Below are 22,163 nucleotides of genomic sequence, written 5' to 3' on the forward strand. Positions count from 1 at the left end.
GATTCAAACATAGGTTCGTTGCCTACGCATACCTCTACACTTGCAAAGGATTGAATGTCAGATTCCATTCTTACTTGCTTTCTTCCCTGCTGCACCCATGCAGTTGCCACCTGCATAAATGAGGAAAGTGTTTTCATCTGTTCAAATAGATGGAATGGTGTTTCCATTCACCAGATAATCAGTTATTACAAAGAACATCTTGTAATGTCCGCTTACTTTACTCACGGACAACAAGTCACACATGCCGCTCTTATCCCTGATGCCCCCCGATGCCCTTTGCCAGGCCCTTACATTCGCTATGCTGCATTCCGGACCAGACCGGGCTGCGCTGCAAAAGCCTGCCTGCCGTATGCCCGGTGCCAAACCCGGATCAGACCGTACGCGCTGCTTAACCTGACTGATCCCTCCCGCTTATCCCTCAGGCAGGCATTTGCTTTTCCAACAGGCTTTGGCGTTTACTGACTATACTTGCGAAGCCTGCTTGCCTTTTATCCGGTTCATCATTCCGCCCTGCTTCATGCTTTCACCAGATGCGGCCGGCGGAGCAAAAGCCTGCCTGCCGTATGCCCCGCACACCATCCGGATCAGACCATACGCTTCCGCTCTTAACTGATCCCTCCCGCTCATCCGGCAGGCAGGCACTTGCTCTTAACCTGGCTTTCGGGTTTCTCCACGGTTCAAAAACTGTAAACAGGTTTCCGCTTGTGTATCAATCTATGTTCAGCGCTCCGTATTGTTTTTATCGAACGGATAAAAAGATGTCAGCCAGGAAGAAATTTACCGGATGTTTTTTGGTATTGAACAACTGGAACAGAATTATCACAAACGCCCCTTCAGTAAATTCAAACATGACATTCTGAAAGAACTGCTGCTGATAGGCTAAAAACCAATTTATAAAGAAGCAATTTTCTTCAAATCTTCTATAATGGTGTTCGAGAACTGCGGTCGGACCGTCCGGATAATTGTATCATCCCCTATCTGATTTTATGCGATTAAACGCCCCAAAAGCTGAATATCCTCCAAAAGGTGATTGTATAGCTGTATCGTTAAGTGTACTTAAGAATCGACACAAAGCCTGGTATGAAAATATCAGGCTTTGTTGTTTATATCAACACCACCCCAACCGGGATTAATGGTGAAAATCAGGAAATGAATATGAATATCGACTTGCGCAGTATTACCGACCAATCGCTCAAGTTGATCACAGATGACCGAGGATCTTTAGGTTTGAAACAACAGGATATCAAAAACGGGTTATCGCTTACAATTCCAGGCCTCACGGAATATCCGACACAGCACTTTCATTTATTCTTTTCCATTTAAAAAACCATTGTCCACCAACCAAAGCCTTACTTGTCCGGGCCACTCTGTGTAAGAACCTTTATTTGTTTCCCGGATGCCAAAGCCATGCCCCACGCTTGAGTAAATATGCAACTCTGCTGGTACACCGGCTTCTTTATATTTAAGATACAGTTGGGCTACCCCTTCTGATATATCCTTCCTATCTTTATAACCACCGGCAATGAATACAGGGGGAGCTGCCGGGCTTACAGAAAGTCTGTTAATATTGCCGGGATAAATTAAACACTGAAAATCAGGCTTATCGCTTTCACGATCAATAGGATCTTTGGCGCTTTGATCTTTTGCTGTATAGCGCATTGCCGCTAATGCTGCAAGCTCGCCACCAGCCGAAAATCCCATAACTCCTATCCTGGCGGTATCAATTCCCCATTCTTTCGCCCGGCTTCTTACTAATCTGATAGCACGTTGAATATCAGCCACCTCTTCCTTATCAACCGTATAAGTTGAATTGGTATCGCGCGCCAGGCGGTATTTTAAAACAAACGCAGCAATGCCACGATCCCTGAACCATTTTGCCGGGCTATAGCCTTCGTGACTTATCCACAGCTCACTGTGGCCTCCGCCGGGTGCAACTATAATAGCAGTTCCGGTAGCTTTATCAGCGTCGGGCAAATAGGGTGTTAAAGAAGGTTTATGCACACTTGAAATTATGATATCGCCTTGGTCGGTTACGCGTGTTTTTTGAGGGGCCGTTTTTCCCGCTGATCCCGGTGCGCCATTGGGCCAAAGTAATATCTCTTTCGGCTCATCGGTAACTGCGATCATAGCACAGAATAAAAAAAATGTAAAAACTGATTGCAATAGCACTTTATATCTCATAACAGTAAGGCATTAACTTTATAAATTGGTTTTGATGATTTGCAAAGCTAAATAACTGTAAATAAACCCTATTTTATTGTGCTATTGATTATCATTTTGGTGCTATTGATTTATAATGTAATAAATCAGTTACTAACCTATACCGCTTTAGTATTGACGTATGCTTTATATCGCTCCGTGTATAAAACATAAATTTCCTGTAGTTTATCCCAGTCTTCACTTTCCAGGATATCTTTTGGAAACAGGTGGCTGCCAATTCCAACAGCCTTTGCCCCTGCTGCCAGGTAGCCTGTAAAATTTTCAAGATTTATTCCGCCGGTTGGCACCAGGCTTATATGATTTAACGGGCCTAATACTTCCCGGATATATCCTGTGCCTAAAGTAGTCGCCGGGAAAACCTTTACCATTGTTGCACCCAGGCTCCAGGCTTTATATATTTCGGTAGGCGTATAAGCCCCCGGAAAAACAGGTACTTTTTGAGCAGCACAGGTACCAATGACATCTTCATTTACAATTGGTGTAACAATAAATTGAGCCCCGGCATTTAATGCCTTTTCCAGATCCTGAACGGTACAAACCGTTCCGGCGCCAATATTTAATTTATCGCCATATGTATTAACTAATGATGAGATTGTTTCATCCGCATCGGCAGAATTCATTGTAACTTCAAGGCAGGTTAAGCCCGACTGCTGATAAACTTGGCCGATGCTTTCTGTATATTCCCTGGAAATATTCCTCATAATGCCGATAATGGGCATCCGGTTAAAAAGCTCCCATGAAAATTTGTTGTTCATTGCATTGTTGTTTTAAAAATTTTATGTTGACCGCGCACAACCGCTTCATCAGCCCAGATTGAATTCACTACCCGTATTTTTGATGAAAGGCCTAATTCTTCCAGGGCGCATCGGTAATATTCACCCAAATTTGAGCCGCCAAGGAGGTTTATTTTTTGTATGCCCGAGGCTTTTAAATCCTTTAGTTCAGTTGCTATCAATAAACCGCTCAGGTAATTATAGTTCTCCCTGTTTGATGGCTTGTTCAGCAGGCTATTTGTTCTTACTTTAAAAGCAGCGTTTAATAAGTTGGCATCAATTGCATCATTCACCCCCATCTTAAAGCTGGCGGAAGTTTGTGGATCTGTATGCTCATCATTATTTTCAACACTTAGCCTCAATATACTTTTTTGCGACAGCAGTTCAAAAAACTCCCCGGTCATATAGGTCCTGATGCCAGTTATTTGATCATTTGATACAAAAATATGTTTTGAATGCGTGCCTGGGAAAATGAACAATTCATCATCGATTTTTCCGTATGATGGATCAATACAACCAATCAGCTGGGTTTCTTCACCCCTAACTACATCATCATCAGACCGCAAACCCGAAATAACCATCACATCATGCGCAAAATGCCCATCTGCAGAAATAGATTGTGTTTTAATATTCGTTCCATCTGTACCAACAGGCAGCTGACTATAAGGAATATCAATAAAACCTATCGTCGAAGATGCCATCCCCGAAATGATGAGTTGCACATCACTTAGGGACCTACTTGTTTTACTTTCAATCTTTTTGATGGATTTATTTATTACATCCAGATAAAATGAACGTCGTTTTTCTTCGGGTTGGCCACTTTGTTTCCATAAAGCAAAAGTGGCTGCAATACCGTTGGTATCTGTTTCCTCGGCTAATATTTGATATTCGTTCACATCAACCAGCCGCAGCCTAAAGCTGGAAGTTCCCCAATCGCAGCTAAGAAACTGTTTCATTATGCAGTAATTTTAAATTTGGATTCTCCTGATCTGGATTGTTGACATTACCAACTAAAAACAGGTATGATATCACACCTGCAAAGGCTAATATTCCTATAAATAGTATGGAAGATGTAAAACTACCGTCTTTAGCTAAATAACCGATAACCAGCGGAACTATTATTGATGACAGGCCACCCATAAAATTAAAAACACCTCCCGTAAGGCCGATAAGGTTTTTGGGAGCAAGTAAAGAGACAAACACCCAGGCTATTGATGCCAGGCCGTTCCCAAAAAAGGCGATAGTCATGAATAAAATTACAAGCGTGGTATTGTTAACATAGTTTGCCCCAATAATAAACGTTGATAGCAGCAAACCAATTATTACAGGCGTTTTCCGTGCTTTATTGAATGAGATGCCTTTTTTTATTAACCGATCGGAAATTAAACCGGATAATATGACCCCGGCAAATGCAGCCAAAAATGGTATTGAAGATAAAAACCCGGATTTTAAAAAATCAAACCCGCGATATTTAACCAGGTAAGTTGGAAACCAGGTTAAAAAAAACCATAAGGTTGATGTAACCGCAAACTGGCCTAAATAAATACCCCATAATTTGCGATTGGTTAGTACCTGCTTAAATTCCTTTCGGGTGATTTTTTTTGAGGGAATGTTAACCGCCAGAGTATCATTTTTTGTAACAGGTAGTGCCTCATCTATTACGGGATCTCGGTAAAAGCTATACCAAACCAGGCTCCAGGCTATGCCAACTACACCTGTACTAATAAATAAACCACGCCAACCCCAGTAATTTTGAATAACTGCTAAAAGAGGAGTTAAAAATGCGAGCCCGATGAATTGTCCCGAGGTATAAACAGCTATTGCGGATGCCCTTTCGTTTTCAGGAAACCAGCTGCTGACAACCCGGTTATTTATGGGGTATGAAGGTGCCTCGAACATACCGGTGGCCATCCGGAGACCTAATAAAGAATAAAATCCACGGGTAATACCCTGCAACAACGTTACAACCGACCAACTGCATAATGTTATGGCATATAATACGCGGGGGCTAAAACGATCGATAATAATTCCACCCGGAATTTGGAAAGCGACGTACATCCAACCAAAAGCCGAAAATATCAGCCCCAATTGTATGGTGCTTAATTTCAGGTCGGCACTGATTGCGGTGGCCGCGACCGAAATATTGCTGCGGTCCATATAATTGATAATAACGTTTATAAATAAAAAAGCTAATACCCGGAACCTGGTTCTGCTATATTTATTGTTGTTTACCGTAGTTACCATTCCGCTACGCTCCCATCCTCATGGCGCCAGAGCGGGTTAGTCCAGTTATGCCCAATAGCTGCCATTTTGCGTACATGGTCTTCATTTATTTCGATGCCCAAACCTGCGCCTTCCGGTATGTTTACAAAGCCGTTTTCATATTTAAATACATCTTTATTGGTGATATAATCCAGGATATCACTCCCCTTATTATAATGTATACCCAGGCTTTGCTCCTGTATAAAAGCATTGTGACACGTCGCATCAACCTGTAAACAGGCAGCCAGCGCGATGGGGCCAAGCGGGCAATGCGGCGCGGCTGCCACATCAAAGGCCTCGGCCATTGATATGATCTTTTTACATTCAGTTATCCCGCCGGCATGTGACAGATCTGGCTGGATAATATCTACATAGCCCTCTTTTAAAAGGGTTTTAAACTGCCATTTAGAGAACATCCGCTCGCCGCAGGCTATTGGGATAGCAGTATGCCGGGCAATTTCGCGCATTACCTCGTTATTTTCGGGCAAGGCCGGCTCTTCAATAAACATAGGGCGAAATACTTCCAACTCCTTAGCTAATATTTTGGCCATCGGTTTATGTACACGGCCATGAAAATCAATACCGATGCCCACATAGTTACCAACAGCTTCGCGTACCGCTGCTATACGGCTAATGGCTTGGTCAATTTTTTCATAGGAGTCCACGTATTGCAGTTCTTCGGTGGCATTCATTTTTACCGCGCCAAAACCGGCTTTAACCATTTCTTTTGCTGCATTACCCACATCAGCAGGTCTGTCTCCTCCTATCCAGGAATAAACTTTCATTTTATCCCTGGCTTTCCCCCCAAGCAACTGATGTACCGGCGCATTGTAATATTTCCCTTTAATATCCCACAGCGCCTGATCAATGCCTGCGATAGCACTCATTAAAATTGGACCACCTCTATAAAAACCACCTCTGTACATTACATTCCAGTGGTCCTCTATATTCATGGGGTCTTTACCAATAATATAGTTCATCAATTCTTCAACAGCGGTTTTAACCGTTGCTGCTTTACCTTCAATAACAGGTTCGCCCCAACCCGTTATACCTTCGTCGGTTTCTATTTTAAGAAATAGCCAGCGTGGGGGTACTGTGAATAATTCAAAGCTTTTTATTTTCACTGCAAATGATATTTATCGGAGTAAGTTATTTTTAATGTAGGTTGCGCTTTTGGCAATGCTTATATAAGGGTCAATATCGATATAATTTTCCTGTTCAAGAATATTTCCAGCATTTCCTGCGCGTCTCTCGCCATATAATGATCGCTGTGGTTTATAATCAGGTCGCAAAGCAAATAACAGCCAAAATGGCTTTTAATGATTGTTCAATTGTGCATATTTTTAATGCAATCGGTTTTATTTAATGCCCAATACAAGTGTATCTATGCTTTTATTTCTAATGTGTTATTTTCACTAAACGGCAGCATAAAAAACACATTTTTAATTAGCTTCAAGATATCTATCTTAATATAATAAATTGATTTACAGAAACTTAATTAAACAATCTTTCAATAAAACACCTTCAGGTTAAAATTTATAATCTCATAATAATATACCTGTATTTAAAGCTTTAAATGAACGATATACCCGCCTGCCGAAAACTCACCGGCAATTCAAGGGATAATTTTTGCTTAATGTGTTTTCTATATTTAACCAGCAATTGGGCCTTGATAAAACGCCTTCAGTCACCTTAAATATTGATATGAAACCATTATTATTGATCTCCTTATTTTTTGCCACGTTATATTTATATCCCGGCAACCTTTCGGCGCAGCAAAATACGGATTCACAAGTCCCTATTGCCGGTAAGGCCTGGCAATTATCTTTGAATGAAAAGGCAATATTACCGATGAGCTGGATCCCTGCGGGCACATTTGTTATGGGCAGCCCCGAAACTGAAGCTGGGCGAAAACCAGATGAAAGCCCTCATACAACGGTAACGTTAACCAAAGGCTATTGGATTGGCAATACCGAAGTTACTATTGGAGAGTGGAAGGCCGTTACAGGAATGAATGTGCGTGATAAGGTTAATAAACTATTGAATGATACAACGATGTATGATTTTATGGGGAAAAGGATGCTGATAAGGGATTTTATGCATTTTGACAAAAATGATCCGGATAAAGTACTGGCTAATGAAAACGATGAATTGCCGATGTATTTCGTAAACTGGAACGAAGCTATGCAGTTTTGCAAAATGCTTACCAGCCAGGAACGTGCTGCACACAGGCTGCCCGCAGGCTATGAATATACATTGCCAACAGAGGCCCAATGGGAATATGCCTGCAGGGCTGGCACCACCAGTGCAATATATGGCAGTACCACTGATCATATAGCCTGGTATGGCGGTAATAGTTTTAAAGATTATAAGGGCAAAGGGTTTGGCAATCCTGTTACCGGTTCGCGTAATGTTGCCGCAAAGCTGCCCAATAAATGGGGTATGTATGATATGCTTGGCAATTTATGGGAATGGTGTTATGACTGGTACGGGCCATATACCGGCGGCCAGGTAACGGATCCTGTTGGCCCGGCAACCGGGATATACCGTGTAAACCGGGGCGGTAGCTTTGGCAGCGGCAGCAATGATGAACGAAGTGCCAACAGAGCCACAAATCCGCCTAATGAAGACAGTGCATGGCGTGGCTTTCGCATTGTGCTATCGTCAGCAAAAAAATCTTAATTCATTTTTTTACCGGTTTTAATTTCGCTTAAAAACTGCGAAGGCGTTTTACCGAACTCTTTTTTGAAAGCTTTGGTAAAATAGGATTGCGTTTGTATGCCTACCCGATACATGACATCCGTTAACAAAATATCCTCGTGCGAGATAATATAAGCCGCTTTTTTTAGTCGAAACGTTCTGACAAATTCACCGATGGATAAGCCGGATATCTTTTTTATTTTATTATATAGCTTTGTTTTACTCATGCCCATTTCACGGCATAGATGATCCACATCCAGATCCGGGTTGCCTAATTGCAACTCTATTACCTGAACCAATTGATCCAGGAAACTATTATCGCTTTGCTGATCCGTGGCTTCATGTGCCTCGATGAAATAGTTCTTTATATGGCTTTTTTTGAGTGTGCTCTGCTGTCTGAAAATGTTATGGATTGAAAGCAACAACAGGTTTATGCTTACAGGTTTTGGAAAATAAAGATCGGCGCCAGACTCCGCGCCTTCAATTTTAGACTCAAGCGCATCTTTTGCAGAAAGGATAATAAACGGTATCTGGCAAGTTTCCGGATGTGATTTAATTTCCTCGCAAAAATCGATGCCGTTCATTCCAGGCATCATCAAATCACTTATGATCATGTCGGGAAATTCAGTTTTTACCTTTTCAAGGCCATCTATACCGTTTACAGCTTCTATTACCTCGTAAAACTCATCTAAGCTATGATGAAGAAAATTTCTCAGTTCATCATTATCATCAACTACAAGTATCTTATTCAACTGCCCCTTTTCCCGCCTTTCTACTGGATCAGTTTCGGCTGTTTTGTAATTCTGGTGCAGAAACGTGCTGATGCTTTCCAATTGTATCCCGCTGTTATCAGCATTGTTAATCCATCTTTCCTCAATTGCATAATCCGCTTTATCAACGGGTATTTTTACGATAAAGTCGGTGCCTTTATTTTTCTCGCTATAAGCAATTATACTTCCTTTGTGTATCAGGATAAGGGTTTTTACAAATGCAAGCCCCACTCCCGACCCCATGTGCGCATCTGTAATGCGATAATACCTTTCAAACAAATGATGGATCGAGTCATTAGAGATGCCAATACCGTTGTCTGAAACCCTTATGTAGATGTATTTTTTTGCACGGTAATTACTGTTAACCATCATGGAGTGCTTATACGCGGTTTCAAATCCATCCGGGTTGGCATAAAGCTCAATGGTTATTTCGCCGCCTATATTGGTGTATTTATAGGCATTATGTATCAGGTTAATAATGATCTTTTCAATTATCTGCCTATCAAACCATGTCTCTCCAAGATTGCGCTGGGTAGTGAGGTGCAATGCGATGTGTTTTTCGGAAGCAAGACTCTTGAAATCCTCCACCACTTCAGAAATAAACTGGTCGAGATTACCGGGCATAACTTTCAATTTTAACGATCCGCTTTCTGCTTTCCTAAAATCGAGAAGTTCGTTAATTAATAAAACCAGCCTATTCGCATTTCGGTGTATCGTATCATAATACAGGCGAAAGACCTGGCTTTTATCTTCGCTCATTATTTTTTCGAGCGGACCCAGTATTAAACTTAGTGGTGTTCTAAATTCATGGGAGATGTTTGTGAAAAACTGCAATTGGATTTTGTGCATTTCCTCACGTTTGTTTTCTTCTATTTTTTGCAAATCGAGGTTCTTTTTGAAACGCAGTAAATAATAGCTGGCCGTAATACCTGAAAACAAAACAATTAACCGGAACCACCATGTTGACCAAAACGGAGGCGAAATACTGATATCAATGTAGGCACTTTTATTATTCCATATCCCATCATTGTTTGATGCCTTTACGTAGAAGGTGTAATTACCCGGGCTCAAATTGGTGTAGTTGGCTTTCCGTTCGGAGGTGTATTGCCAATCTTGATCAAAGTTTTTTAGTTTATAAGCGTAATGGTTATTCTCTGAAGCAGTGTAGCTTAATATGGCAAAGTCAAATGACAAGGTAGACCGCTTGTAATCCAGCTTGATTTCATGAGTTAAACTAATATCACTTTTCAGTGGCGATTTCTCATCACCTGGCAGTATGTCTTTATTAAAGATCTGTAAACCGGTGATATATACCGGCGCCACAAAGTGATTCACCCGGATGTCCCTCGGATAAAAGTGGTTTACGCCGTTAATGCCGCCAAAATACATTTCACCACTTTTAGTTTTCATGTATGCGCCGGCTTCAAACTCAAGGCCCTGTAAACCATCGGCTACATTGTATTTCTTTAACTCACGTGTATTGGGATTGAATTTAGTGAGGCCGTTTGAGGTACTGATCCACAAAAAACCAAAGTTGTCCTCTGTAATCCCCTTTATAAACTCGCTTGATAAGCCCCCCTTGTTGGTATAAATATTAAACTTATTTGTAGTTGGGTTAAAAAGGTACAACCCTTCCTGCCCAACCCATATCCGGTCTTTGCTGTCAGTAAATATTACCCTTATATCAGGGGTTTTATCCCCGCTTATAAAATAGTGCGTAAATGTTTTTTTAATAAGATTATAGCGATTCAGACCGCCGTCATCGGTACCTATCCACAGATTCTTTTCTTTATCCTCATTTAACGCAATAATGTTATTTCCGTATAAGCTGCTTTTGTCGTTTATCGTATTGGTGAGCCGCTTAAAAATATGTGTCTTCGGGTCAAACAGATTTAGGCCCCCATAATATGTCGCCACCCAAAAATTTCCTTCGCTATCCTGCAGTGTGGTTTGTACGTAGTTCGAGCTTATAGAATTTGCGTCAGAAGGTTTATTTACAAAATGGGTAAAGGTGCCCATTTTTCGGTCCATCAGGTTTAAGCCACCGCCCCAGGTACTAATCCAAAGGTTTTTGTTCCTATCCTCGGTGGTGTTTAACACCGCGTCAGAACTGATACTGGTTAAGTCAAAAGCATTATATTTATAATGTTTGAAGTTATTTGTTTGTTCGTCGTATTGATTCAGTCCTTCATCATCGGTACCTATCCATATAATTCCTTTACTGTCCTCGTAAAAAGACTTTACATCATTGTAGCTCAGGCTATTTTCGGTAGCGCCCTGCTGCAGTAGCTTAAATTTTTCGGCAAGTGGCGCATAAAAATTTACACCACCCCGATGGGTCCCTATCCACAGGTTGTTTTGATTATCCTGAAACAATGACGAGACTGTTTTTTGTGACAAGCTGAGGGAGTTACCCGGTTCATTTTGCGCATGCAGAAAAGTGTTACCCGACGGGTTCAAAAGGTCAAGGCTGCCATTAACTCCTCCAGTCCACACGTTTCCTTTATTATCAACCAATAAGCTCCTGATTAAATTGGTGCTGATGCTGTATGTTTTTTTGTCGTCATGTAAAAATTGTTTAAAAACGTGATTGACCAGGTTTACCATCACTAAACCATTGTTTATGGTTCCCAGCCAGATATTACCTTGCTGATCTTCCTGAAGCCTTAATGTTGGAAGGCTTATCACGAAAGCGGGGTTGTTATTAAGGTTAAAACTTGTATTTACAGTTCCCTTTTTTTTATCGAGCAAGCCCACACCTTTATCGGTGGCTAACCAAAAATTATTTTTGCGGTCTTCAAGAACACTGTTTACATCAAAATTATCAATTGCGAGCGGCTGGCTATTTTTGGGCACAAAACGTTTGAATTCATTTTTTCCGGCATCGAACACGCTCAAACCACCGCCATTGCTACCAACAATAAGCAGCCCGCTTTTAGATTTATAAATACAATTAATACCATTACCCGGAAGACTTTGATTATTAACCGGGCTATGGCCATATCTTGTAAAAGTGTTTTTGTAAGCGTCAAAACGGTTTAGGCCATCGCTGGTACCTATCCACAAATTATGGGATGCATCTTCATTGATACATTTTATAAAATTATCGCTTATGCTGTTTTTATTATTAGGATCGTTCCTGAAAACAGTAATCTGATAGCCATCATATTTATTCAAGCCATCCCTTGTACCAAACCAGATAAACCCTTTGCTATCCTGGTAAATTGATTCAATGGTGCTGTTTGATAACCCCTGGCCTATATTGATGTGCTTAAATTTGAGGTTCAACGTTTGTGCATGGGCATATCCCGTTGTAAAAAGCAGTATGAATATAATTGATTGCGGTAACAGGCGCAGGTACCTGCGTGTTTGACTATGATTCTTCAGCAGCATGATTTCCCGGTGTGGTGAAATGATTGTAGTAATTGGTAATAACAAATTAATATGCAGATAAAGTTATACATAAAAGGAAAGATGAAAACTGCCGAAGGACTTGTTGTATTCTAAATGTCCGATTGAACAAAATATATGAATAATAGCACAAATCATATCATAGTAAATAGTCTTTCATTTGTTCACCAATTTAAGCGCCCCATTTCACGCTTCGAAAGATTGCAGGACTTGAATGTGTTTTAACAGTTGCTGTTATTCGGGCGGAGGCTTCTTTCATTGGGGAGGAACTCTAATATAAACCAATTAACCCTAATTTATTATGCAAAATTTTACTTTTTTGTTTAAAAGGCGGTGGCCTTTGCTCCTGTTCTTACAATTGTTGTTTTCAATTTCAGTTTTCGCGCAGCAAAAAACCATTACAGGTAAAGTTACTGGGGCTGCGGGCGAGACATTGCCTGGCGTAACCGTTACCGTAAAAGGTACCCAATCCGGCACGCAAACAGATAATGATGGAAATTACAAATTAACCGTAAATGGCAATACGAGTACGCTTGTTTTTTCATTTATAGGCTATATCACTAAAGAAGAAGCCATTGATGACCGTGTAAAAATCAATGTTCAGCTAACATCCGATAGCAAATCATTGAATGAAGTTGTTGTACTGGGCTACGGCACATCAACCAAGAAGGATGTAACCGGCTCTGTTGTTTCGGTAAAAACGTCAGATCTTCCGCAGGTAGCCCAAACGTCCATTAACAATTTATTACAAGGTCAGGCGGCAGGTTTAACGCTTGATACCAGAAGCGCACAGCCGGGCGGCGGTTTAACCGTAACCATCCGCGGTGCAATTTCACCGCATGGCGCCAACACCCCCCTCTACATTATTGATGGTGTTCCCATAACAAATAACAGTTCTGCAACACCGTCTATAAACGATAAAGACCTCGGGTTTTCTGGTGGCGTCGATCAGGATCCCTTGAGTAGTATCAATCCTTCAGATATCGAAAATGTAACCGTACTTAAGGATGCCAGCGCCACTGCCATATACGGTGCCGCGGCCGCTAACGGTGTAATATTGGTAACTACCAAAAGAGGAAAAAAAGGAAATGCGGTAGTTTCATACAGTGGCAGTTATACCATACAAAAACCAAAGTCGTATTTTAATCTGTTGGATGCAACCGGCTTTGAAACTCAACAGGTAAGGTTGGCACATGATAAATATTTATTCGATAACGGCCTTGCTCCTTACGGCAATAATAGTCCGGCTGCAGCACCGGGATTTACGCCGCTGTTTACCCCTGACCAGATTGCATCTGCAGGTAAGGGAACAGATTGGCTGGGGTCGATCATAAGAAATGGTTATGTTGATGAACATAATATTTCCGTATCCGGCGGCACCGATAAAACCAAGATATTCTCATCATTCAACTTTTACGACAATAAGGCTATCCTGCAAAACTCCAACTTTAAGCGTTATTCGGGTCGTGTAAACATCGATCAGCAATTGGGTGAAAGGGTAAAATTTTCATTAAACCTTACTTTCAGCCAAATAAACAGCAACAATGCATCTACAGGAAGCAACAGCGGTGGTGCCGAAAAGTACAATCAGTTGCAGGCGGCTTATTCATTTGCACCTAATCTCAATGCTTTCAATAGCGATGGTTCGTACACCAAAAGTTATGACAACATTATAACAAACCCAGCAGCGTTTCTAATCATACAAAACAATACAAATACCAACCGTTTTATGGCATCGCCAAATATCGAAGTAAAGATAACTGACGATTTAAAATGGAATACAGTAGTAGGTATTGACAAACAAACCAGCGAACTGCAATTTTTCCTGCCTGTAAAAGCACAAAATTACCAGTTACCTACAGGTATGGCTCAGTTAACAAATAACCACATACAAAACTATAGTGCAGAGTCATTTTTTACCTACAACAAAAGGATAAACAGTGATAACAACTTTTCGGTAGTTGGCGGTGTGGGCTACTATAAAAGCTCGAATGAAGGCTATGGTCTGGAGGCTGTAGGTTTCCCGACAGATGCGCTTGGATTTTATAATGTAGGCCTGGCAAGTGATAAGGACAAAAGCTTTGATTTCTCCAATCGCGACCGCGATTTAATTAAGGTTTCAGGTTATTTCAGGGCAAATTACTCTTACAAGAATAAATACCTGTTAACAATAACCGGACGCGAGGATGGTGAAAGCTACTTCGCTACCAACAAACAATTCGGTTTCTTTCCGGGTGCCTCACTGGGATGGAGAATAAACCAGGAAGATTTTCTTAAAAACTCCAAAGTTATTTCATCACTGAAACTACGTGCAGGCTATGGTACATCAGGTAACTCACCAATTTTAGGATCGGGTGCATTGCCGCTTTACGGATCGGCAGGCCCAATTTTTGTTATCGGCAGCACCTACTATCCGGGTATCGGCATTACCCAGATTGCCAATAATAATTTAAAATGGGAAACCGACAAAACAATCAACTTTGGTTTGGATTATGGCTTATTTAATGACCGTTTAACAGGTTCGATAGATGTGTTTCAAAAGACAGCATCAGGCCTGATAGATTATGACCCTCTGCCTGTAAATAACGAGGTAGGACAGGTAGTGACCAACATTGGTTCAACCCGCAGCCGCGGTATCGAGTTTTCAATATTATCGCAAAACGTAAAAACCGAAAACTTTAACTGGACAACTAACTTCAATATATCAGCCTATAAAAACTACTGGGTTGCCAGAAATCCAGAAACGCCTTTGGCCTCATACATCGGCTATAAAGATCCTATAAGGGAAGTATACGGCTGGCAAACTGATGGCATCATCCACAATAAAAGTGAAATTCCATCATACATGCCAAATGCAAACCTGGGTAACATTATCTACAAAGATCGTAACGGTGATGGAAAATTAGATGTGAATGATGTTATTGCATTGGGTAACCCTGACCCTAAGTTTTCACTTGGCTTTGGCAACACATTTACCTATAAAAACTTCGATCTGTACGTATTTATGTATGGCAGCTTTGGCATGTATGAAGTAAATAATTATGGTGCATTTTATGATCCGGCTGTAATTAATGAATCAACAAGGCCCCATAACACGCTGGCAGGTGCTGCGAATATATTCTCGGCCGACAATACAAACGGAATTTATCCGGGTTATGCAGCTAATGTTTATACCGGCAATAACCCAAGCCAAACAAATAATTTTTACGGGCAAAACGTCAACTTCCTGCGATTAAAAAATGTAACCCTGGGGTACAAATTGCCTTTACATGATAAATTCATCAAAACGTTAAGGTTTTTTGCCGATGCGCAGAACCTGTTCATCATCACCAATTACAAAGGATACGATCCTGAATATACAGAAACAAACCCCTACCCTTTGGCAACATCAATTACGTTTGGTGTAAACGCTACTTTTTAAAATTTTAAACGCTAAATAAATGGAAAGCTTAAAAAATAAACGAAATAAATTAGCGAAGTACACTGTACTCCTGCTAAGCTGCTGTACACTGGTGCTGTTTGATTCAGGTTGCAAAAAGGCGCTAAACTCAAAGGTTTACAGCCAGATATCCCCAAGTAACTTTTACAAAACCGAATCGGACATCAACGCCGCGGTGATAGTCATTTACAGTCCCTTCTCTTCAAACTGGGACCAAACAGATTTAGGCAACAATCAGCAATCGGCATCGCTTTATAATGCCGATATAAAAACATATCTGTTAAAAAGCATAATGACAACCGATGAAGCCAGTACGGATTGGGATCAAAATTTAACCAACTTTACCTGGGGTCCGGCTACCTATCAGGGGCTTAATAATTCGGTTTATCCGTACATAAGTTATGTGGCTAAGGCAACCGACGTTATTGACAATATATCCAAAGTTACTACCGTAAGTGATCAGATAAAAAAGAGATATACTGCCGAAGCAAAAGTTTTACGCGCCTGGCTGATGTTTGTATTATATGACTTTTACGGCCCGGTTAATGCAACAACCGACGCTACAAAACTGGCCAGCCTTACCATTGCACCACGCCCCACTGCCGAAGTATATTCCGCACAAATGATAAGCGACCTTACTTCAGCCATTCCAGATTTGCCGGCAAAATATAATACCGACAATGCCAACTGGGGCCGTATGTCGCAAGGTGTTGCGCAAATGCTGTTGTTGAAAATTTATATGATGAATAAACAATGGGATAAAGCAGAAGCTACAGCTAAAACCATTATGGGCATGGGCTACAGCCTGATGCCAAATTATGCCGATGTGTTTAATGTAAAACAAAACAATGAGCTGATATATGCTACCCCTACCAACAGTGCAAGTCCTAATTATTGGGTACAGGAAGTACTGCCAGGCGATTTTACCGCTTCACCGCTTTTAACAAGGGGGCCGGGATGGGCAGGTTATTATATGCCCTGGGCATTTTACAATAAATTTGATGCAGCCGACAGCCGAAAAAGCACCATTATAGCATCATATACCAACACCAGCGGAAAAACAATTAACCAGTCAACCGGCTTAAGAGGCGCTATTCCTGTAAAATATACCGGTGTGCTGGGCGATGGACCAGGCTACTCATTTGACGTAGTTGTGTTTAGATATGCCGAAGTGTTGCTATCATTATCCGAAGCCATTAATGAACAACGTGGCCCGGCCGATGCTTACCAATATGTAAATATGGTACGTAAACGTGCAGGAGTCAGCAATTTTGCGGGCATGAGTACAGCCGATTTCCGTGCCGCATTGATCGACGAAAGCGGCCGCGAGTTATATTGTGAAGGTTCACGCCGCCAAACACTGATAAGGCAAGGCGTATTGATATCTAACGCCAAAGCACGCGGAAAAACAGCTGCACAGGATTTCATGACCCTTTTCCCGATACCAAGCAACGTAATGATACAAGGTAACGGGATACTCAAACAAAATCCGGGTTATTCTCAATAATATACCTCCCTAAGGTTTGGCCTTTCAATTTATCAAGTGCTGCCCCAAGGCAGCACTTGATAATAACCTAATACAACTTTTACCTTCATCTATGAAATACCGCATCTTACTAATCATCATTTCCATTTTCTTAGTGTTCGCCCAGCCTACCCATGCACAACAAAGCAAGAATTTAGTGTATATGGATAAGCAAGGCCGATTGCGATGGGAAAAGGATCAATCAGAAGTTTATCTCTTCGGTGTAAATTATACTGTGCCCTTTGCTTATGGCTACCGTTCCATGAAAGCCATGAATAAGGATATTGAGAAAGAGATTGATGAAGATACCTATCACATGGCCCGTATGGGAGTGAACGCTTTCAGGGTACATATCTGGGATACAGAAATCAGCGACTCAACGGGCAACCTGTTACAGAATGAGCACCTAAAACTTTTTGATTATCTACTCTATCGCTTAAAGCAGCGTAATATTCGCATTATTATCACCACCATAGCTTTTTATGGCAATGGTTATCCTCAAAAGGACGAACCTTCGATAGGGTTTTCAGCAAAATACGGCAAAGGCCCTGTTACTCGGATTGAAGCAGGGATTAAAGCACAGGAAAACTATATTAAACAGCTTTTACAGCATGTTAACCCCTATACAAAAATAAACTACCGCGATGAGCCCAATATTATCGGTGCCGAACTAAATAACGAACCGGCCCATAGCGGCCCAAAAAGCGAGGTAACAGCTTATATTAACAGGTTGGAGGCGGCAGCACGCAGTACCGGCTGGAGTAAACCTATATTTTATAATATCAGCCAAAACCCCTCCTATGCTGATGCGGTTGCCAAATCAAATGTTAATGGTTTCAGTTTTCAATGGTACCCTACAGGGCTGGTAGAGGGGCACGAACAAAAAGGCAATTTTTTACCCAATGTGGATCATTACCATATTCCTTTTGATACCATACCCGAGTTCAAAAATAAAGCACGCATGATATATGAGTTTGATGCCGCCGATGTTTTACAATCATGCTTATACCCGGCAATTGCGCGCAGCTTTAAACAAGCCGGTTTTCAATGGATAACACAGTTTGCATATGATCCCTTGGGGAATGGCTATGCCAATACAGAATATCAAACCCATTATCTTAACCTTGCTTATACCCCCGCAAAAGCTATTAGCTATTTAATTGCCACCAGGGTATTCCGCCAGCTTCCACAGGAAAAAAACTATGGTACTTATCCGGCCGACAGCGTTTTTGATGCCTACCATGTAAGCTACAATCAGTCAATGAGTGAGATGAATACGGCCAGCGAATTTTACTATTCGGGTACAACATCTTCAGCACCTGCCGATGTGAAAAAATTAGAGCACATTGCAGGCTTAGGCTCTTCAGCTATAATACAATACAAGGGGTACGGCGCTTATTTTTTGGACAAGCTTGAAAACGGTATCTGGCGGCTTGAGGTTATGCCGGATGCCATTACTGTACGTGATCCGTTTTCAAAACCATCACCGGCACGTGAGGTAGTGCATATTCAATGGCATGACCAACCAATACAGATTAGTTTAACCCAACTTGGAAACGATTTTAACGTTAAGGCAATTAACGCCGGCAACAATTACAGCACAACGGCGGCCAACGGCTCATTCATCATAAAACCCGGAACTTATTTATTATCCAAAAAAGGCAGCTCAATCACAAATAGTGCAGATAAAAAAATATTGGATATTATTGGCCTTAACGAGTTTGTTGCCCCGCAGTCTTTCAGCAAGGAACCATTCGTTCGGCATAGCCCTGCTACAGAGATCAGCGCGGGAAAGCAATTTACAGTGAAAGCGAAAATCATCAATATTGATCCGGATGCAAAAGTAACCCTGCTGGTAAATAAACCTTTTGGCGGGCCGGCTGCAATCGTTATGGAAAAGAGTACACCATATGATTATAGTGCATCCATCCCTGCGGCGCAAATAATATCGGGCTTGTTAAATTACCACATCCTGATACAGCAGAGCGATAAATACCTGTCTTTCCCCGGAGGGCACGAAGGCGACCCTGCTTCATGGAATTATCTGAACACCGAAAGCTGGCAAACTTCTGTTGCTGCCCCACTGGGGAATTTAAGCTTGTTTAATGCTACAACTGACCGGGAAAATGCGAACAGTTATTTTTCAGGCTCGGGCCGCAGCGGCGGAGTTCGGTACGTCAGCGGGGAAGTAACGGGCCAGCTTGCCTTTAAAGCGGCAACCACAAACATCAGGAAAAACCAGGAAATGGGTTTTCAGCTTTATATAGGCGACAAAATAAAAGATCGCCTGCCTGAAGTTGCATCCTATAGTAAAATGGTGATAAGGGCACGCATGCAAACTGGCCAAAACGGTAAGCTTCGGGTGGCCTTCATAAACAAAGATGCATCAGCTTATGCAGCCTACATCAATATGAGCGATCAGTATAAAAATATAGAAATACCACTATCAGCATTTAAGCCTGATTCTAATCTTATGGTGCCAAGACCTTATCCCGAATTTCAGGCACTATGGTTTAAAGCCGGCTCTTTTAGCGGATTAAGCATCCCCCAATTTGATAAGCTGGAAATCACTACTGTTGATGATCTCAGCCCCGATCAGTTTAATAAACCCTATGGTATAGAAATAGAATCAGCATGGCTGGAAAATTAATAAAATCGCCCGAAAATATAATATTCACTACCTTTTATACCCTTTAAATGAAAAAGCTCCTACTTTGTATATTGCTGATAACCGGCTATTTAATAAAAACTAAAGCACAACTAAAAATCCCATCAACCACCGGCTTTAATGCTAACTGGGAGTTTGTAAAAGATATTGATACAACAAATTCGGCTCAGTTGCTGAGTAATATCAGCACCCCTAAGATTAACTGGGAGAAAATATCATTGCCCCATACAGCCCATATAGAACCTGTTAAAAAGGTTAAAGAACAATGGCAGGGCACTTGCTTTTACCGCAAGTATTTTACCATACCCACTGCAAATAAAGGTAAACACATAGCTATTAAATTTGATGCTGCTATGCATGAGGCAGATGTTTATCTTAATGGTAAGCATGTATATAAACATTTAGGCGGTTTTTTGCCATTTTACATTGATATTTCAGATCATGTATTATTTGGCAAAACAAATTGTATCCTGGTTAAATTAAACAACCAGGATAATCCGGAAATTCCGCCGGCAAAGCCAATAAAGGATCTGGATTATAACTACTACGGAGGAATTTACCGTAATGCCTGGCTAATTATTAAAAATAAGATCTATATTAATGATGCGGTACAGGCCGCCCATGAAAATGGTGGAGGCATTCTGCTGCATGACGAACACGTAAGCGATAAGCTGGCCAGGCTGGTTGTGAAAACAGAGGTCAATAATGACTTTGATCAGCAAAAAACAGTAAGTGTAAAAATTAGCCTCACAGATAAAACAGGCAAAACAGTTGCTACATCGCTTGCCGGTAAGCAGTTGTTAAAAGCCAATTCTTTTGGATCTTTTACTCAAAATTTAACAGTCAATAATCCAAAGCTCTGGTCGCCCACGCACCCTGATTTGTATAGTGTACTGGTACAGGTTTTAGAAAACGGAATAATCATTGACGAACAAAAATTTAACACCGGCATAAAGACGTTTAAGTTTGAGGCGACCGGTTTTTATCTGAATGGTGAAAAATTCAAAATAGTTGGTACTAACCGCCACCAGGAATACCCGTATATTGGATATGCCCTTTCAGACAAGGCTCAATACCGGGATGCCTGGAAAATAAAAAACGCAGGTTATAATTTTGTGAGGTGTTCTCACTATCCCCCATCGCCTGCATTTCTGGATGCCTGCGATGAATTGGGCATACTGGTCATGGATGCCATCCCCGGATGGCAGTTTTTTGGAGGCCGTACATTTCAGGCAAACAGCTTTCAGAATATCCGTGATATGATTCGCCGCGACCGTAACCATGCTGCTATTGTTTTATGGGAGGCATCCTTAAATGAAACAGATATGAGTAAGCCTTATATGGATACTGCAAACAACATAGTGCACCGCGAGCTTCCTTTTAAAGATGTTTTTTCAACCGGGTGGGAAGATTATGCATTTGATGTTTTTAACCCTGCCCGCCAGCATTTAAAAGCGCCGGATTACTGGAAAAAATATAATAAAAATAAACCATTACTGATTGCGGAGTACGGCGACTGGGAATATTATGCGCAAAATGCAGGGTTTAACCAAACAGAATATCAAAACTTAACTAAGGAAGAAAAATCATCAAGGCAGGTGCGTGGTTATGGGCAGGAGCGGTTATTGCAACAAGCCCTTAACTACCAGGAGGCGCATAATGATAATTTTAACGGCAATATTGTAGGCGATGTTAACTGGCTAATTTTTGATTATAAAAGAGGCTATGCCACAGACATCGAGATGTCGGGTGTAATGGATATTTTCAGGATTCCAAAATTTGCCTATCATTTTTACGAAAGTCAGCGTAATGCTGATGAAAGCCGGCCTATGCTTTTTATAGCCAATTACTGGAACGACCCAACTGATACGGCTGTTAAGATTTATAGCAATTGCGATGAGGTTGAACTGAAGCTAAATGGCACTCTTATCGCCAGGCAAAAACCAGATACCGGGATAAATACCAATAATTTAAAACATCCGCCATTTACGTTTAAGGTTGCCAAATATCAGCCCGGAAGTTTACAGGCAACGGGATATATTAATGGCCGGAAAATGATTACTTCAACATCGGCTACGCCAGGAAAGCCTTATAAAATTGTATTAAAGGCAGATTACAGCGGCAAACCCTTTAAAGCCGGAGCCAACGATGTGCTATTTATTTATGCTTATGTGACCGATAAAAACGGGATAACAGTGTCTGATGCCACAAACCTGCTGAAGTTTTCGGTCAATGGCAGTGCAAAGATTATTGGTGACAAAACAGGCAATGCGGAAGCCGGAATAACACCTGCATTGATAATGGGGACGGATAAACCCGGGAAAGTTTTGATAAAAGCAACTGGCAATCAACTTGTTTCAGGCAACCTATCGGTGATTTTGCATTAACTTAGATA

At 41.3% G+C, this 22,163-nt stretch carries 14 protein-coding genes; 7 read left to right on the forward strand and 7 right to left on the reverse strand.

Features of this window, described 5'->3' with window-relative positions:
* Positions 1–241: 241 nt before the first annotated feature.
* The gene (locus AC1D0K_RS24145; protein WP_477399748.1) at positions 242–397 is read left to right on the forward strand and encodes a hypothetical protein; all 156 of its coding nucleotides are present in this window, start codon (positions 242–244) and stop codon (positions 395–397) included.
* Between the two features lie 65 nt (positions 398–462).
* On the opposite strand, the gene AC1D0K_RS24150 is transcribed toward AC1D0K_RS24145, so the two are convergent.
* On the reverse strand, positions 463–642 hold the full coding sequence (locus AC1D0K_RS24150; protein WP_477443199.1) for a hypothetical protein: 180 nt from the start codon (positions 640–642) through the stop codon (positions 463–465).
* 438 nt (positions 643–1,080) lie between these two features.
* On the opposite strand from AC1D0K_RS24150, the gene AC1D0K_RS24155 reads away from it, so the two are divergent.
* Positions 1,081–1,323 carry a hypothetical protein gene (locus AC1D0K_RS24155; RefSeq protein ID WP_477399752.1) on the forward strand — a complete coding sequence of 81 codons (243 nt, stop codon included), beginning with the start codon at positions 1,081–1,083 and terminating at the stop codon, positions 1,321–1,323.
* Here AC1D0K_RS24155 and AC1D0K_RS24160 read toward each other — a convergent pair.
* The 5 genes from AC1D0K_RS24160 to dgoD all read right to left on the reverse strand — a co-directional run bounded on the left by AC1D0K_RS24160 (position 1,306) and on the right by dgoD (position 6,379).
* A complete protein-coding gene (locus AC1D0K_RS24160; protein WP_477443201.1) occupies positions 1,306–2,127 on the reverse strand; it encodes an alpha/beta hydrolase in 822 nt (273 codons plus the stop codon). The genes AC1D0K_RS24155 and AC1D0K_RS24160 overlap by 18 nt on opposite strands.
* Before the next feature lie 191 nt (positions 2,128–2,318).
* Positions 2,319–2,975 carry a bifunctional 4-hydroxy-2-oxoglutarate aldolase/2-dehydro-3-deoxy-phosphogluconate aldolase gene (locus AC1D0K_RS24165; RefSeq protein WP_477397104.1) on the reverse strand — a complete coding sequence of 219 codons (657 nt, stop codon included), beginning with the start codon at positions 2,973–2,975 and terminating at the stop codon, positions 2,319–2,321.
* Positions 2,972–3,949 carry a 2-dehydro-3-deoxygalactonokinase gene (locus tag AC1D0K_RS24170; protein ID WP_477397106.1) on the reverse strand — a complete coding sequence of 326 codons (978 nt, stop codon included), beginning with the start codon at positions 3,947–3,949 and terminating at the stop codon, positions 2,972–2,974. Before AC1D0K_RS24170 ends, AC1D0K_RS24165 begins: the two co-directional genes overlap by 4 nt.
* Positions 3,933–5,237, reverse strand: coding sequence for an MFS transporter (locus AC1D0K_RS24175; RefSeq protein ID WP_477397108.1), 1,305 nt, complete (start codon positions 5,235–5,237; stop codon positions 3,933–3,935). The genes AC1D0K_RS24170 and AC1D0K_RS24175 overlap by 17 nt, the downstream gene beginning before the upstream one ends.
* Positions 5,231–6,379 carry a galactonate dehydratase gene (gene dgoD, locus AC1D0K_RS24180; protein ID WP_477397110.1) on the reverse strand — a complete coding sequence of 383 codons (1,149 nt, stop codon included), beginning with the start codon at positions 6,377–6,379 and terminating at the stop codon, positions 5,231–5,233. Before dgoD ends, AC1D0K_RS24175 begins: the two co-directional genes overlap by 7 nt.
* A gap of 580 nt (positions 6,380–6,959) precedes the next feature.
* Between dgoD and AC1D0K_RS24185 the strand changes: the two genes are divergently transcribed.
* Positions 6,960–7,937, forward strand: coding sequence for a formylglycine-generating enzyme family protein (locus tag AC1D0K_RS24185; RefSeq protein WP_477443203.1), 978 nt, complete (start codon positions 6,960–6,962; stop codon positions 7,935–7,937).
* On the opposite strand, the gene AC1D0K_RS24190 is transcribed toward AC1D0K_RS24185, so the two are convergent.
* Positions 7,934–12,118, reverse strand: a complete 4,185-nt coding sequence (locus tag AC1D0K_RS24190; protein WP_477397115.1) for a hybrid sensor histidine kinase/response regulator transcription factor — start codon at positions 12,116–12,118, stop codon at positions 7,934–7,936. The two genes, AC1D0K_RS24185 and AC1D0K_RS24190, sit on opposite strands and share 4 nt — an antisense overlap.
* A 319-nt stretch (positions 12,119–12,437) precedes the next feature.
* Between AC1D0K_RS24190 and AC1D0K_RS24195 the strand changes: the two genes are divergently transcribed.
* The 4 genes from AC1D0K_RS24195 to AC1D0K_RS24210 all read left to right on the forward strand — a co-directional run bounded on the left by AC1D0K_RS24195 (position 12,438) and on the right by AC1D0K_RS24210 (position 22,155).
* A complete protein-coding gene (locus AC1D0K_RS24195; protein WP_477397117.1) occupies positions 12,438–15,557 on the forward strand; it encodes a SusC/RagA family TonB-linked outer membrane protein in 3,120 nt (1,039 codons plus the stop codon).
* Between the two features lie 19 nt (positions 15,558–15,576).
* On the forward strand, positions 15,577–17,082 hold the full coding sequence (locus AC1D0K_RS24200; protein WP_477397119.1) for a RagB/SusD family nutrient uptake outer membrane protein: 1,506 nt from the start codon (positions 15,577–15,579) through the stop codon (positions 17,080–17,082).
* Positions 17,083–17,173: 91 nt separating this feature from the next.
* Positions 17,174–19,750 carry a glycoside hydrolase 5 family protein gene (locus tag AC1D0K_RS24205; RefSeq protein ID WP_477442660.1) on the forward strand — a complete coding sequence of 859 codons (2,577 nt, stop codon included), beginning with the start codon at positions 17,174–17,176 and terminating at the stop codon, positions 19,748–19,750.
* 47 nt (positions 19,751–19,797) lie between these two features.
* Positions 19,798–22,155, forward strand: coding sequence for a glycoside hydrolase family 2 protein (locus tag AC1D0K_RS24210; RefSeq protein WP_477397124.1), 2,358 nt, complete (start codon positions 19,798–19,800; stop codon positions 22,153–22,155).
* Positions 22,156–22,163 lie beyond the last annotated feature (8 nt).

The sequence above is a fragment of the Mucilaginibacter sp. P1_A3 genome (assembly GCF_056406855.1).